Annotated in this window: 13 protein-coding genes; 8 read left to right on the forward strand and 5 right to left on the reverse strand. The window is 71.0% G+C overall.

Translation table 11 applies throughout. The annotated features are described in order from the left end of the window. The first annotated feature begins 54 nt into the window (after window positions 1-54). Window positions 55-1449, forward strand: a complete 1395-nt coding sequence (locus ABFX50_RS00540) for a tetratricopeptide repeat protein (protein ID WP_346142306.1) — start codon at window positions 55-57, stop codon at window positions 1447-1449. Between the two features lie 84 nt (window positions 1450-1533). Here the strand turns inward: ABFX50_RS00540 and ald are convergent, their stop codons facing one another. Beyond that, the gene (gene ald / locus ABFX50_RS00545; RefSeq protein WP_346142308.1) at window positions 1534-2649 is read right to left on the reverse strand and encodes an alanine dehydrogenase; all 1116 of its coding nucleotides are present in this window, start codon (window positions 2647-2649) and stop codon (window positions 1534-1536) included. A gap of 21 nt (window positions 2650-2670) precedes the next feature. Further along, entirely contained in the window at window positions 2671-4053 is a 1383-nt protein-coding gene (locus tag ABFX50_RS00550) for an aspartate aminotransferase family protein (RefSeq protein ID WP_346125953.1), read from the reverse strand. Window positions 4054-4273: 220 nt separating this feature from the next. Between ABFX50_RS00550 and ABFX50_RS00555 the strand changes: the two genes are divergently transcribed. After that, on the forward strand, window positions 4274-5629 hold the full coding sequence (locus ABFX50_RS00555; RefSeq protein WP_346142311.1) for a M20/M25/M40 family metallo-hydrolase: 1356 nt from the start codon (window positions 4274-4276) through the stop codon (window positions 5627-5629). Between the two features lie 224 nt (window positions 5630-5853). Then, window positions 5854-6297 carry a GNAT family N-acetyltransferase gene (locus tag ABFX50_RS00560; RefSeq protein ID WP_346142313.1) on the forward strand — a complete coding sequence of 148 codons (444 nt, stop codon included), beginning with the start codon at window positions 5854-5856 and terminating at the stop codon, window positions 6295-6297. Here the strand turns inward: ABFX50_RS00560 and ABFX50_RS00565 are convergent. After that, window positions 6272-6748: a PPOX class F420-dependent oxidoreductase gene (locus tag ABFX50_RS00565; protein WP_346143017.1), complete on the reverse strand. Its 477-nt coding sequence runs from the start codon at window positions 6746-6748 to the stop codon at window positions 6272-6274. The genes ABFX50_RS00560 and ABFX50_RS00565 overlap by 26 nt on opposite strands. Window positions 6749-6866: 118 nt before the next feature. Between ABFX50_RS00565 and ABFX50_RS00570 the strand changes: the two genes are divergently transcribed. From ABFX50_RS00570 to ABFX50_RS00580, 3 genes are read left to right on the forward strand one after another with little or no spacing between them, the layout of a single operon-like run. Continuing rightward, window positions 6867-7424, forward strand: a complete 558-nt coding sequence (locus ABFX50_RS00570) for an ATP-binding cassette domain-containing protein (protein ID WP_346142315.1) — start codon at window positions 6867-6869, stop codon at window positions 7422-7424. A gap of 1 nt (window position 7425) precedes the next feature. Next, the gene (locus ABFX50_RS00575; protein ID WP_346142317.1) at window positions 7426-9816 is read left to right on the forward strand and encodes a YhgE/Pip family protein; all 2391 of its coding nucleotides are present in this window, start codon (window positions 7426-7428) and stop codon (window positions 9814-9816) included. Then, a complete protein-coding gene (locus ABFX50_RS00580; protein ID WP_346142319.1) occupies window positions 9813-10379 on the forward strand; it encodes a TetR/AcrR family transcriptional regulator in 567 nt (188 codons plus the stop codon). Before ABFX50_RS00575 ends, ABFX50_RS00580 begins: the two co-directional genes overlap by 4 nt. Window positions 10380-10385: 6 nt before the next feature. Here the strand turns inward: ABFX50_RS00580 and ABFX50_RS00585 are convergent, their stop codons facing one another. Then, the gene (locus ABFX50_RS00585; protein WP_246452013.1) at window positions 10386-10895 is read right to left on the reverse strand and encodes a cysteine dioxygenase family protein; all 510 of its coding nucleotides are present in this window, start codon (window positions 10893-10895) and stop codon (window positions 10386-10388) included. 63 nt (window positions 10896-10958) lie between these two features. Here ABFX50_RS00585 and ABFX50_RS00590 point away from each other — a divergent pair, with 63 nt between their 5' ends. Together ABFX50_RS00590 and ABFX50_RS00595 are read left to right on the forward strand one after the other, a co-directional pair. After that, entirely contained in the window at window positions 10959-11822 is an 864-nt protein-coding gene (locus tag ABFX50_RS00590) for a LysR family transcriptional regulator (RefSeq protein ID WP_346142321.1), read from the forward strand. A 43-nt stretch (window positions 11823-11865) separates the two neighbouring features. Further along, complete coding sequence (locus tag ABFX50_RS00595) at window positions 11866-12504, forward strand: LysE family translocator (protein ID WP_346142325.1); 639 nt, start codon at window positions 11866-11868, stop codon at window positions 12502-12504. Here the strand turns inward: ABFX50_RS00595 and ABFX50_RS00600 are convergent. Continuing rightward, window positions 12501-14090 carry an acyl-CoA synthetase gene (locus ABFX50_RS00600; RefSeq protein WP_346142327.1) on the reverse strand — a complete coding sequence of 530 codons (1590 nt, stop codon included), beginning with the start codon at window positions 14088-14090 and terminating at the stop codon, window positions 12501-12503. The two genes, ABFX50_RS00595 and ABFX50_RS00600, sit on opposite strands and share 4 nt — an antisense overlap. Window positions 14091-14101: the final 11 nt, after the last annotated feature.

Genomic DNA, 14101 nt, shown 5'->3' on the forward strand with positions numbered 1-14101 from the left:
ATTACTGCCGCGATTACGTTCCGCGATCGTCTGATCACATGTCACCCTGTCGCAATGACGTGGTGGCAGAACGAGCAGGAAGTGGCGGCGCCGGCCGTTCCCGCGCCCCGCTCAGGAGACGAGCCGGAGCTTCTCGTCGCCGCCCAGCACGGCGACGCCCAGGCCGCGCACCGGCTGGGCAAGCTCTACGCCCAGCGTGGCGACCGTTCGGCCGCCAGGCACTGGTGGGAGCGGGCCGCGTCGGGCGGCAACATCGACAGCGCCTACAACCTGGGCGTCTGGCACGAGAAGCACGGCACGCTGGAGGAGGCCGTCCGCTGGTACGAACTGGCGGCGGGCACCGGCGACGCGGAGGCCGCGGTCAACCTGGCGACCCTGCTCCTGGAGCAGCGCGGAGACATCGAGGCGGCCCGCCGGTGGTTCGAAAGCGCCGCCCACGGGGGGTCCAGGTCGGCCGCCAGGCGGCTGGCGCTGATCTGCGAGGACGCGGGCGAGCTGCCCTTCGCGCGCGAGTGGCACCGCAGGGCCGCCGCCGACGGCGACGTCGCCTCCGCCCACGATCTGGGCTTCCTGTCCTACCAGGTGGGCGAGGAGGAGGAGACGGTCCGCTGCTGGGAGTACGCCGCTCGCGGAGGCCATGCCGAGGCCGCCTACCACCTGGGCCTGTTCCTGCAGGCCACCAGGGATCCCGAGGGGGCCGAGGCCTACTACAGGCTCGCCGCCAAGAGCGAGCATCCGGGCGCGGCTTCACAGCTCGGCGGCATCGCGCTCTCCCGCAGAGACCTCCGTACGGCCCTCGCCTGGTTTGAACGGGCCGCCGTCGCGGGGCGCCTCGACGACCAGCGCATGGCGGGCTTCGTCTGCGTCGAGCTGTCCGACTCGCAGGGGGCGAGCCACTGGTTCGGCAGGGCCGCGGCCAGTGGCGACGCCGAGTCCGCTTTCAACTTCGGGCTGCTGCTCATCGCCGAGCTGGGCGACCTCCAGGGCGGCCAGCACTGGTTCAGGCAGGCGGCGCTGGCCGGCCACCGTCGGGCGGCGATGGAGCTGGGAGGGTTGCTGTCGGCCACGGGCCAGCCCCACGAGGCGGAGAAGTGGCTGGCCGATCCGCCGCCGCCCACCTGGGACCGGCTGGCCGAGCCCGAACTGTCGGCCAGGGCGGAGCTGGCCGCCGCCGCGACGGGGCGCAGGGGCGGGGTGACGCTGAAGGTGCGCGACCTCACCGAGATCCTCGGCACGTGGGACCTGCTCACCAGGCCGTTGCGCGACCACGCCGACGTGGTGGTGTGGCTGGTGGAGCGCAGCGGACTGCACGCTTCGGCGGTGGAACACCTGGCCTCGGTGCGAACGACGATCCTGCGGCCCGGTACCTCGCCGTGGCCGACCCCCTCGGAGGTCGAGCACGTGCTGGCGACGGCGCGCGATCTCCGCCTGCGCCTCGCGGCGCGTTGAGCGCGGCACGGCGGCCCGCCGGCGAGCCGCACGACAGCTGAGAGCGCCCGCCGGTGATCACCGGCGGGCGCTCTCAGCGGATCGTCAGGCGGCCAGGACCGCGGACACCGGCACGTACGGCAGGTCGAGCGCCTGCGCCACCGGCTCGTTGGTGACCTGACCGGCGTGGGTGTTGAGGCCGAGGGCGAGCGCGGCGTCCGCCTTCAGCGCCTCCTTCCACCCCAGGTTCGCCAGCTTGACCGCGTACGGCAGCGTCGCGTTGGTCAGCGCGTAGGTCGAGGTGTTGGCCACCGACCCCGGCATGTTCGCCACGCAGTAGAAGATCGAGTTGTGCACCTGGTAGGTGGGCTCGGCGTGCGTGGTCGGACGGGAGTCCTCGAAGCAGCCGCCCTGGTCGATGGCGATGTCGACGAGCACGGAGCCCGGCTTCATGCGCGAGACCAGGTCGTTGGAGATCAGCGTCGGGGCCTTGGCGCCCGGGATCAGCACCGCGCCGATGACCAGGTCGGCCTTCAGGACCTCCTGCTCGAGGGCGTAGGAGGTCGAGACGAGGGTCTTGAGGCGGCCCTGGTAGATCGCGTCGATGAAGCGCAGGCGGTCGATGTTGGTGTCGAGGACGGTGACGTCCGCGCCCATGCCGACGGCGATCTGCGCCGCGTTCAGGCCGGAGACGCCGCCGCCGATGACGACGACCTTCGCGGGGGCGACGCCGGGGACGCCGCCGGGCAGCACGCCGCGCCCGCCGTTGAAGCGCATGAGGTTGTAGGCGCCGACCTGCGGAGCCAGGCGGCCCGCGACCTCCGACATGGGGGCCAGCAGCGGCAGCGTGTTGCCGACCTGGACGGTCTCGTAGGCGATGCCGGTGGTGCCCGCCGAGAGGAGCGCGTTCGCGCACTCCTTGCCCGCGGCCAGGTGCAGGTAGGTGAAGAGCACCAGGTCCTCGCGCATGCGGTGGTACTCCTCGGCGATGGGCTCCTTGACCTTGAGCACCATCTCCGACTCGCCCCACACCGCGTCGGCGGAGTCGAGGATCTTGGCGCCCGCGGCCAGGTACTCCTCGTCAGGGATGTGGGACCCGAGACCGGCGCCCCGCTGGACGTGGACGTCATGGCCGCTTCGAACCAGCTCGTGCACGCCGGCCGGGGTGGCGGCGACGCGGTACTCGTGGTTCTTCACCTCGGCGGGAACGCCGATCTTCATGGGGGTGATCCTTTCGTGGGATTAAAGGAGGTTCAGACCTTCGACCAGGACGTTCCGGATGATCGACTCGATCTCGTCGAACTCCTTCTGCCCTGCGATGAGCGGCGGCGCCAGCTGGATGACCGGGTCGCCACGGTCGTCTGCGCGGCAGTACAGACCGTTGGAGTAGAGCGCGTTGGACAGGTAGCCGCGGATGAGCCGCTCGGACTCCTCGGCGCTGAAGGTCTCCTTCGTCGCCTTGTCCTTGACCAGCTCGATGCCCCAGAAGTAGCCGGAGCCGCGGACGTCGCCGACGATCGGCAGGTCCTTCAGCTTCTCCAGCGTGCTCTTGAAGGCGTCCTCGTTGCGGGTGACGTGGCCGAGCAGGTCCTCGCGCTCGAAGATGTCGAGGTTGGCCAGCGCCACGGCGGCGGAGACGGGGTGGCCGCCGAAGGTGTAGCCGTGGGCGAACATCTCCTCGCCGTTCTTGAACGGCTCGAACAGCCTGTCGTGCGCGATCATCGCGCCGAGCGGCGAGTAGCCGGAGGTCAGCCCCTTGGCCGAGGTGATGATGTCGGGGGTGTAGTCGAACTTCTGCCCGCCGAACATCGTGCCGAGCCTGCCGTACGCGCAGATGACCTCGTCGGAGACGAGGAGCACGTCGTATTCGTCACAGATCTCGCGCAGCCGCTGGAAGTATCCGGGCGGCGGCGGGAAACAGCCACCGGCGTTCTGCACCGGCTCGACGAAGACGGCCGCGACCGTGTCGGGGCCCTCCATCTCGATGGCGCGGGCGACGCGGTCGGCGGCCCACAGGCCGTACTGCTCGGGCGTCATGCCCTTGACGCCGGTGATCTCGTCGGCCCGGTAGTGGTTGGTGTTGGGCACGCGGATGGAGCCGGGAACGAGCGGCTCGAACATCTGCTTGAAGGCCGGGATGCCGGTGATCGACAGGGCGCCCTGCGGAGTGCCGTGGTAGGCGATCTGGCGGCTGATGACCTTGTGCTTGAGCGGCTTGCCCGTGACCTTGTAGTACTGCTTGGCCAGCTTCCACGCGGTCTCGACCGCCTCGCCTCCACCGGTGGTGAAGAACACGCGGTTCAGGTCGCCGGGAGCCTCCTTGGCAAGCCGGTAGGCGAGCTCGGCGGCCTTCGGGTGGGCGTACGACCACAGCGGGAAGAAGGCCAGCTCCTGCGCCTGCTTGGCGGCCGCCTCGGCCAGCTCCTGACGCCCGTGGCCCACCTGCACCACGAACAGCCCCGCGAGGCCGTCGAGGTAGCGCTTGCCGTGGATGTCGTAGATGTAAGCACCCTCACCTCTGACGATGGTGGGGATCTCGTTGTCCTTGTAGGAGCTGTGCCTCGTGAAGTGCAACCACAGGTTGTCCTGAGCGGCCTTCAGCACATCGTTTTCGGGCTGCGTCATCGCTATCTTCCCTCGTGTCTGAACTCCTCACAGTGTGCATGTTCACATGCGGTGTTGCCAAGCGAAAGCGTGGCAGCACTATGCAAGAAATCCGGGATCCGCAGATCGCCTATGTAATATCGACGAAATCCGCAGGCCGCGCCAGCCTCGCTTCCACCCTGCGGAACCTTCTGTGATGCAATGAGGCGTTACTGTCCAGAACGACACCGGGGGAAGACCCGTGACTCCTGACCAGCTAGAGAGCGCCGTTGCTGCGGGGATGCCCCAGGCGATCGAGGACCTGAAGCGGCTGGCCTCCATTCCCTCCGTGGCCTTCCCCGGCCATCCTGAGGAACCCGTGCTGCGCGCCGCGGCCGTGACGGAGGAGCTCCTGCGCAGCGCGGGCCTGCCGCGCGTGCAGCAGATCCCGGTGGAGGGGAGCTTCCCCGCCGTCTTCGCCGACGCCCCCGCCCCGCCCGGCGCCCCCACCGTGCTCCTGTACGCGCACTACGACGTGCAGCCCGCGGGCGACCCCGCGGCCTGGCGCACCCCGCCCTTCGACCCCACCCTGATCGACGGCAACCTGTACGGCAGGGGCACCGCGGACGACAAGTCGGGCATCATCTCCCACGTCGCCGCGCTCCGCGCCTTCCAGGGCCGTTTCCCCGTGGGCGTCAAGGTGCTCATCGAGGGCCAGGAGGAGTACGCGGGCGAGCGCCTCGAGGCCTTCGTCGAGCGCAACCCCGAACTGATCCGCGCCGACGCGATCATCGTGGCCGACACCGGCAACCCCAAGCTGGGCGACCCCGCCGTCACCACCTCGCTGCGCGGCATGGCCGCCTTCACGATCGAGGTCCGCACCCTGCGCGAGTCCGTGCACAGCGGCTCCTTCGGCGGCGCGGCCCCCGACGCCCTCGCCGCCCTCATGCGCATGCTCACCTCGCTGCACGACGACAACGGCGACATCAGGGTGCCCGGGCTGCCGCGCGGCAGCTTCCTCGGCACCGGCCCCTCCGAGCAGGAGTTCAGGAACACGGCGGGCGTCCTCGACGGCGTCTCGCTGGTCGGCTCGGGCTCCCTCGCCGACCGCCTCTGGTCCTCCTACGCGATCACCGTGACGGGCCTCGACGTCCCCACCGTCTCGGGCGCCATCAACGCCGTCCAGGCGGTGGCCAGGGCCAGGGTGACCGTCAGGATCCCGCCGGCCGGCGACCCCAAGACGACGCTGGACGCCATCCTCGACTTCCTCCGCCAGGTCGCGCCCTGGGGCGTCCAGGTCTCCTTCGGCGACTTCGTCGTGGGCTCGGGCTTCCAGGCCGACTCGGGCGGCCGCGGCCGTTCGGCGCTCAACAGGGCGATGGAGCGCGCCTTCGGCCGCGCGCCTCGCGACGTGGGCGCGGGCGGCTCGATCCCGCTGGTCAACACGCTGCTCAAGCAGTTCCCCCTGGCGGAGATCCTGCTGTTCGGCGCCGAGGACGAGGACGCGGCGATCCACGCTCCGAACGAGCGGGTGAACCTGGAGGAGCTGCGTCGCACGGCCACCACGGAGGCCCTCTTCCTGGCGGAGTACGGCGCCCCCTCGGCCCTGGGGATCTGACCTCGGCGACCGGCAGGACCCCACCCCGGTGCCCGCGCCAACGGCATGGGCACCACCGTGGTGCGCTTCACGGAGAGCCGGACTCCCCTGCGGGGGGAGCCCGGCTTCGCCGTCCACCGGAGGGTGGCCTGGCTGGTCAGGCGGTGTGACAGGACAAGTGGTCGGGTGGTTTCCGCGAGGAGTGGCCGTGGTGGAGGAGTCCACTTCTCCCTAGGTTGGCGGGCATGATCTCCATTGGCAGCCTGCTCCCCTCCGACCGGTCCGCGTGGGAGGAGCTCTTCCGCGCCTACATCGACTTCTACCAGCGCACCGAGCCCGACGAGATGTACGCGGCGGCCTGGCGGGAGTTCGAGAAGGACGTCAGGATGCACGCCCTCGGAGCCAGGCTGGACGGCAGGCTGGTCGGGATCACCCATTTCCTCTTCCACCCCAGCACCTCGGCCCCCGACAGCGACGTCTGCTATCTACAGGACCTCTTCACCGCCGAAGAGGCGCGCGGCCGTGGCGCGGCCCGCGCGCTGATCGAGGCCGTGACCGAGGAGGCCGGGCGCAGGGGGTGCGGGCGCGTCTACTGGAACACCCACGAGTCCAACGCCACGGCCCGGCGCCTCTACGACAAGGTGGCCGAGAACAAGGGCTTCGTCAGGTACCAGATCGATCTGCCGTAGCGGGAGGGAAGCCGCCCGTGGCGATGGGACCCCAGGCGTCGATGTGGATGCGGATCAGTGACTTGCCCTGGCGGCGCATCGCCTCGCGGTACTCCTCCCAGTCGGGGTGCTCACCCGCGACGCACCGGTAGTACTCCACCAGCGGCTCCAGCGCCTCGGGCATGTCCAGGACCTCGGCCCTGCCGTCGACCTGGACGTAGGGCCCGTTCCACTCCTCGGACATCACGCAGATCGACACCCGTTCGTCGCGCCGCGCGTTGCGGGACTTGGCGCGCGAGGGATAGGTGGCGACGACGATCCTGCCCTCGTCGTCCAGTCCGCACGTGACGGGTGACAGCTGCGGGCGGCCTGTCGCGCGGGTGGTGCTCAGCAGGCCGCGGTGCCGGGGACGGAGGAACTCGAGCAGTTCGGGCAGGGGCACCCGCAGGGCGGTGGCGATCGTCGGCGACATGGCTCCAGCCTTCCAGAAGCGGCCCTCCGTGGTGAGCGTCACCCTGCCCCTGTCGCACGTCGGAACGTCCCATGCGCTACTTTTTGTACTGACTGGTCAGTGCTAAAGAGGAGTCGTGGTGATCGTCGCGAAGGATCTCTCCGTGGAGGGCGTGTTCGACGGGGTCACGCTCGAGGCCGCGGACAACACGCTCACCGTGGTCGCGGGCGCGACCGGCAGCGGCCGTACCAGCCTGCTGCTCACTCTCTCCGGCCGGATGAAGCCGACGAGGGGCGCCCTGGAGGTCGCGGGCCACAGCAGGCCGAGGGCGATCCGCAAGGTCGCCGCGCTGGCGCTGGTGGACGGGGTGACCGACCTCGACAGAGCGCTGACCGTCAAGGAGCACCTGCACGAGCGGCGCCGCAGGGGGCGGCACGCCGAGGCCCTCGAGGGGGCGGGCCTCGACGTGGACCAGCGCACGCTCGTGCGGGAGCTCGACAGGGAGCAGCAGGTACGGCTCGGCGTCGCCCTGGCGCTGCTCGACTCCCCCGCCGTGATCGTCGCCGACAACATCGACGCGGGCCTGCCGACCGAGCGCCGGCTGGCGTTGTGGGAGTTGCTCGAGGGGCTGCCCACGGCCGTCGTCGCCTCCTGCGTGACCCCTCCCACCCGTTACGACCACCTCGTGGAGCTCTGACATGAAGGAGTTGCGCCGGTTCTCACGGTCGCGGCTGACCAGGGCGGCCATCGCGGCCGTGGTGATGCTGCCCCTGCTGTACGCGGGCCTGTACCTCTGGTCGTTCTGGGACCCGCAGGGGCACCTCGACAGGGTGCCCGTCGCGCTGGTCATGCAGGACCGTCCCGCCACTGCGGACGGCAAGCCGCTGCACGCGGGGCAGGACCTGGCCGAGGAGCTGAGGGAGCGCGAGGTCTTCGACTGGCACGCGGCCACCCCCGAGCAGGCCGTCGACGGCGTGCGCGACGGCAGCTACTACCTGTCGCTGACCATTCCCTCCGACTTCAGCTCGCGGCTGGCCTCACCCTCGAAGGACGGCACGCCCTCCCCCGCCGAACTCGGCGTGGAGGTGGACACCGGCCGCTCCTACATCATGAGCTCGATCTCCGACGCGGTCTTCAACGAGGTCAGGGCGGCCGCCGCGCAGACAGCCGTACGCGACTACCTCGACCAGGTCTTCGTCTCGATCGGCGACATGCACGACAAGACGACCGAGGCCGCCGACGGCGCGGACGAGCTGCACGAGGGCGCCGACAAGATCGCCAAGGGCCTCGGCAGGACCGAGGACGCCACCCAGCAGCTGTCGGCCGGCCTCGGGCAGACCAGGAACGGCGCCCAGCAGCTCACGGCCGGCCTGGGCAGCGCGAACACCGCGACGGGCAAGCTCGCCGAGGGCTCGGCCAAGGTCACCAAGGGGCTGGTCACCGCGCAGGACGGTCTCACGAAGCTCGGCACGGGCCTCACCAAGCTGGGCGAGGGCTCGGCGAAGGTCGCGACGGGCGCCAGGCAGGTCTCCGAGCAGGTGCACGCCAACTCGGGCAAGGTGAACGCCGCGGCCGACACCGCCATCCCCGTCCTGGAGGAGTGGGGCCCGAAGGTCGGCGAGGCCGCCGACCACCTGGCGGACGGCCTGGACGCGATCGCCGACGGGCTCGGCGCCGAGCCCGGCTCAGGATCGGACGCGGGGGCCGCCGCGAGGATCGGCGCGAAGCTGGACAGGGTGAGCGGAGCGGCCTCCGAGGCGGCCGACAGCGCGCAGGCCGTCCAGAACCATCTGGACGCCGACCCTGACGCCGACCCCGAGCTGCGCAGGCTGGCGCGCGCGGCGGCCTCCTCCGCCCAGTCGGCGGCCACCTCCGCGCGCTCGGCCGCCGACGAGGCCGGCTCGCTGGGCGGCAACGGGTCGGGCACGAGCTCGCAGACCAGGCAGACCATCGCCGAGCTGCAGCGCGAGGCCAGGCAGCTGGCCGCGAACGCGCGCAAGGTGGCCGAGGCCGCGCCCAAGGCGGGGCCGCAGGTGGCGGCGCTGCGCGAGCAGTACAACGCGCTGGACGCGGGCCTGGCCAAGCTGGCCGACGGCGCGGCTCAGGTCGACGCGGGCGTCGCCAAGTCCGGGACGGCCGTCGGCAAGCTGGAGACCGGGGTCGGCAAGCTGGCCGACGGCTCCCAGCAGGTGACCGACGGGCTCGGCGAGCTGGGCGGCGGCCTGGTGAAGCTCACCGACGGCGCGAGCCGGCTGCGCACCGGCGTGGGCAGGCTGAACGACGGCGCCGACCAGCTGCACACCGGTGTCGGCAAGCTGCACGACGGCTCGGGCAGGATCAGCGACGGGTCGAAGGAGCTGGCCGACGGGCTGGCCGACGGCGCCGAGCAGATCCCCGACTACAGCAAGTCCGAGCGCGACGGGCGCACCGACATGATGAGCGACCCGGTACGGCTGGCCACGTCCGTGGACAACGAGGTGCCCAACTACGGCACCGGCTTCGCCCCGTTCTTCGTGCCGCTGGCGCTCTGGGTGGGCGCGATGATCGTCTACATGGTCCTGCGGCCGCTCAACCCGCGCCTCCTGGCCGGTACGGCGGGCGCCCTGCGCGTCGCCTTCTCCGGCTGGTTCCCCGCGATGGCGCTGGGCGCCGCGCAGGTGGGCGTGCTGCTGGCCGTGCTGAAGTTCGCGCTGGGGCTGGAGGCCGCCCACTGGGCGGGGGTGGCCGGGCTGCTGCTGCTGACGGCGGCGGCGTTCATGGCGATCGTGCAGGCGGTCAACGCGCTGCTCGGCGCGCCGGGCAGGGTGGCGGCGCTGGCCCTGCTGATGCTCCAGCTCACCTCGGCCGCCGGCACCTACCCGATCGAGACCTCGCCTGGCTTCTTCCAGACGATCTCGCCGTGGCTGCCGATGAGCTGGGTGGTCTCCGCGCTGCGCAGGCTGATCAGTGGCGGCGACCTCACGGTCGTGTGGCAGGCTTGCGGCGTGCTCACCCTGTTCCTGCTTCTCGGCCTCGCGCTCACCGTGCTCGCGGTGAACAAGGGGCGCACCTGGTCGGTCAGGCGCCTGCACCCGGAGCTGTCGCTGTGAGCAGGGCGGAGACCCGATCCAAGGTCTTCGCCGCGGCGATCGACCTGATCGCCGAGCAGGGCTACACGGCCACCACCGTCGACGCGATCGCCGAGCGCGCGGGGGTGGCCAAGGGCACGGTCTTCTACAACTTCGGCAGCAAGGAGGCGCTGTTCACCGCGCTGCTCGAGCACAGCATCGAGCGGCTGGCGCAGGCGCTGCGCGAGGCGGCCGTGGGTGACAACGCGCTGGCCGCCCTCGACGCCACGGTCCTCGGCCAGCTGACCTTCTTCGAGGAGTACGGCGCCTTCGCCAGGGTGCTGCTGGCCGAGATGTGGCGCACGGCGTGGCAGGAGGCGGTGGCCAAGCTCAGGGCCGAGGCGCTGGGCGTCTACGCGGCCGTGCTGCGCAGGGCCGTGGAGGAGGGCCTCGCGCGCGAGGACCTCGACACCGACACCGCGGCGACGGCGATCTTCGGCATGGTGCTGACGGTCACCATCGAACGGCGTGCGCTCCACCCCGACCGGCCGCTGGAGCACACGCACCGCACGCTGGTGGAGCTGCTGCACGGCCGCCTGCGCTGAGCCGGCTCACGCGGGCGAAGGCGCCAGGACGGGCAGGTCGTAGACGCGGCGGACGCTCGTCCCCACCGCGCTGAGGTCGGCGCCGTAGACGTGGAAGGAGATGCCGACCTCGTCGCTGGTGTTGCGGACCTTGTGGATGTCGCCTGGAGGCGCGAACCCCGAGACGTCGCCGGGAGGGTTGTCGGCTCGGCCGATCTCGACCAGGTGGTCGCCCATGTCGCGGTAGAGGGTCTCGTGCTCGTTCCCGCTGAGCACGCCGAAGGCGCACCACGCCACATGGTCGTGGATGACCGTCTCGTGGCCTGGCCGCCACACCACGGTCACGATCGAGAAGTCCTTCTCCGCGTGACGCACGGTGGAGACGTAGCCGTCGGGGCGGCCTCGACGCTCCTCGGGGGTCAGCAGGTCGGGGCCTGGCATGTCCGCTCGCAGGAGGTCGGCGACGGCGAACGCGGTGTGTCTCGGGTCGAGCCGTTCGGCGACGACGGCCCTGATTCCTCGGATCAGCTTGTCCATGACTCCACGCTGCTCCATCGGCATCGATAGGTCCAACAGAAGTTTTTGGGCATATTTATCAACATGCTTGATGTCTCGCGGCTCCGGGTGCTGCTCGCCGTCTCCCGTACCGGCTCGCTCACCGCGGCGGCCAAGGCGCTGCACTACTCGCAGCCGTCGATCAGCCATCACCTGGCCAGGCTGGAAGCCGAGACGGGCGCCAAGCTGATCGAACGCGCGGGGCGCGGCATCCGCCTCACCGAGGCGGGCAAGTTGCTCGCCGACAGGGCCGAGGAGATCGTCGGCCGCGTCGACGCCGCGGCCGAGGAGCTGGCCGCCCACGTCGGCCTGCGCTCCGGCCGGGTACGGCTGGCCGCCTTCCCCTCGGCGCTGAGCACCTTCGTCCCCTCCGCCGCGGTCAGCCTGTCCGCCGGCCACCCCGGCCTGCGGCTCACCCTCACCGAGACCGAGCCGCCCGAGGCGCTCAGGCTGCTGAGGGCGGGCAGGGTGGACGTCGCGGTGATCTTCAGGTATGACGACACGGCCCCCGAGGAGCCGGGTACCGGTATGACGCACCTGCTGGACGACCCGAGCTACCTGGTCTCGCTCGACGGCTCCTCCTCGCTGGCCGCGCACGCGGGCTCGCCGTGGATCGGGGGCTGCGACCGGTGCAGGAGCCATCTGCTCGAACTGTGCGCCGAGGCGGGGTTCGAGCCGTCGATCTCCTTCACCAGCGACGACATCGTGGCCGTGCAGGCGCTGGTGGCGGCGGGGATGGGGGTGACCGTCCTGCCGGGGCTCGCGCTGCGCGCCCACCTGCACCCTGAGGTCACGGTCACCGAGATCCCGGCCTCCACCAGGCACGTCTACGCGGCCACCTACGGCGCTCCACCCCTGCCTCCGGCCACCGCCGCGCTGCTGCGCGCCCTCGTGGAGTCCGCCAGGTGATATCACGTTGTACTGAGGGGAGACGGCTTCCTACGATGAGGCCATGCCGGACTTCACGACGCTTGCCGTCTTCTGCGCGGCCACCATGGCCCTCCTCCTGGTACCGGGGCCCGCCGTGGTCTTCATCGTCACCAGGAGCGTCGCGCAAGGCCGGGCCACGGGGCTCGTGTCGGTGCTCGGCATCCACACCGGATCCATCGTCCACGTGGCCGCCGCCGCCCTCGGGGTGAGCGCGCTGCTGGCCGCCAGCGCGACGGCCTTCACCGTCGTCAAGTGGCTCGGCGTGGCCTACCTCGTCTGGCTCGGCGTCCGCAAGCTCATGGCGAAGCCTGGCGAGGCCGAGACGGCCGAGCTCGCGACGCACTCGCGCTCGCGGGTGTTCTGGGAGGGGTTCGTGGTCAACGTGCTCAACCCCAAGACCGCGATCTTCTTCCTCGCCTTCCTTCCGCAGTTCGTGCAGCCGTCGGCCGGCCCCGTCGCGCCGCAGATCATCGTGCTCGGCCTGATCTGGATGGCGCTCGGCATCGCCAGCGACGGCGCGTACGCCCTGCTCGCCTCGGCCCTGTCGGGACGGCTGCGCCGCTCCCTGCGCGCCCGCCGCCGCCTCGACATCGGCAGCGGCGTCGTCTACCTCGGCCTCGGCGCCGCCGCCGCGTTCACCGGCGAGCCGGCCAAGGCCTAACCCGCGCTCTGGGCCTCGGCCTGCTCCCTGGCCCAGCGGTAGTCCGCCTTGCCGGCGGGTGAGCGCACCATCTCCTCGACGAAGGCGTAGGTCCTGGGCACCTTGTATCCCGACAGGCTGCTCCTGCAGTGGGTGTCCAGCTCCTCCGGGGTGACCCGCACGCCCTTGCGGGGCTCGACGACCGCCGCCACCCTGGTGCCCCACCGGTCGTCGGGCACGCCGGTCACCACCGCGTCGAACACGGAGGGATGGCCCTTGAGCACCGCCTCGACCTCCTCGGGGAAGACCTTCTCCCCTCCGGTGTTGATGCACTGCGACCCCCTGCCGAACACGCTGATCGTCCCGTCCTCCTCCACGGTCGCCAGGTCGCCGGTGAGCAGCCAGCGCGTTCCCCGCGCGTCGGTGACGAACGTGCGCGCGGTCTTCTCGGGGTCGTTGTAGTAGCCGAACGCGATCCTGCCCGCCTTGGCCACCGTGCCGAGCACGCCCGGCTTCACCGGCTCCAGCCGCTCGTCCAGGACGGCCAGCCTGGCCGTGGAGTTGGCGTTCGGCTGGTAGCGCAGCCCCTTCTCCGGCGAGGAGCCCGCCACCCCCGAGGCGGTGAAGCCCGACTCCGTCGACCCGAAGTTGTCCAGGATCATCGTGTTGGGCAGCAGCTCCTGCAGGCGGTCCCTGACCGAGCCGGTGAGGATGGCGCCCGTCGAGCTGATCACGAACAGCGATCCGAGGTCGTAGTCGCCCGCGGCGATCTCGTCGGCCAGCGGACGGGCCATGGCGTCGCCAGTGATGTTCATCGAGACGACCTTCTCCCGCTCGACGGCCCGTAACACCTCGGCGGCGTCGAAGCGGCGGACGTAGACCATCGTGGCCCCCATCCACCAGGCGATGAACGTGGCCATCTGCGTCGCACCGTGCATCAGCGGCGCGACGGCCATCATGATCATCGGGTTGGCCTTGACCGCCTCCTCGATGACCTGCTCGGGGCTCTCGCGCGGCTCTCCGTAGGGGTTGCCGCCGCCGAAGCCCATGAACAGGTCCTCGGAGTGCCACATCACGCCCTTCGGCATGCCGGTGGTGCCGCCTGTGTAGATGATGTAGACGTCCTGCCCCGACCTCCGCTCGAAGCCCCGCGTGCCTGGCTGGTTCTCCAGCGCCTTCTCGTACGGCACCGCGGACCCGATCGCAGGGACGCCTCCCACGGCGACGAGGTGGCGCAGCTCGGGCGCCTGGGGCGCGACGGCCGCGACCCTGTCGTCGAACTCCACGTCGTAGACGAGCGCGACGATGCGGGAGTCGGTGTAGAGGTAGAGCAGCTCGGCCTCGACGTAGCGGTAGTTGACGTTGACCGGCACCGCCCTGAGCTTGAGCGTGGCCAGGATCGCGGCGATGTACTCGATGCCGTTGTAGAGCTGCATGCCGACGTGGTCGCCCGGCCCCACGCCCTGGTCCTGGAGGTGGTGGGCCAGGCGGTTGGCGTGGGCGTCGAGCTCGGCGTAGGTGAGCCGCCGCTCCCCGCAGATCACCGCGACGCGGTCCCCGATGGCGTCGGCGAGTCCCTCGAACAGGTCGGCGTGGTTGAACTCCATCGGGGCCCTCC

Origin of the sequence: Nonomuraea recticatena, from assembly GCF_039533245.1 — a bacterium.
In the GTDB taxonomy this organism is placed as follows: Bacteria; Actinomycetota; Actinomycetes; order Streptosporangiales; family Streptosporangiaceae; genus Nonomuraea; species Nonomuraea roseola.

Bases quoted from the DNA above. Each gene is read 5' to 3' on its own strand.
- ABFX50_RS00540 (WP_346142306.1), top strand. From the start codon at position 55: ATGACGTGGTGGCAGAACGAGCAGGAAGTGGCGGCGCCGGCCGTTCCC.
- ald (WP_346142308.1), bottom strand. From the start codon at position 2,649: ATGAAGATCGGCGTTCCCGCCGAGGTGAAGAACCACGAGTACCGCGTC.
- ABFX50_RS00550 (WP_346125953.1), bottom strand. From the start codon at position 4,053: ATGACGCAGCCCGAAAACGATGTGCTGAAGGCCGCTCAGGACAACCTG.
- ABFX50_RS00560 (WP_346142313.1), top strand. From the start codon at position 5,854: ATGATCTCCATTGGCAGCCTGCTCCCCTCCGACCGGTCCGCGTGGGAG.
- ABFX50_RS00565 (WP_346143017.1), bottom strand. From the start codon at position 6,748: ATGTCGCCGACGATCGCCACCGCCCTGCGGGTGCCCCTGCCCGAACTG.
- ABFX50_RS00575 (WP_346142317.1), top strand. From the start codon at position 7,426: ATGAAGGAGTTGCGCCGGTTCTCACGGTCGCGGCTGACCAGGGCGGCC.
- ABFX50_RS00585 (WP_246452013.1), bottom strand. From the start codon at position 10,895: ATGGACAAGCTGATCCGAGGAATCAGGGCCGTCGTCGCCGAACGGCTC.
- ABFX50_RS00590 (WP_346142321.1), top strand. From the start codon at position 10,959: ATGCTTGATGTCTCGCGGCTCCGGGTGCTGCTCGCCGTCTCCCGTACC.
- ABFX50_RS00595 (WP_346142325.1), top strand. From the start codon at position 11,866: ATGCCGGACTTCACGACGCTTGCCGTCTTCTGCGCGGCCACCATGGCC.
- ABFX50_RS00600 (WP_346142327.1), bottom strand. From the start codon at position 14,090: ATGGAGTTCAACCACGCCGACCTGTTCGAGGGACTCGCCGACGCCATC.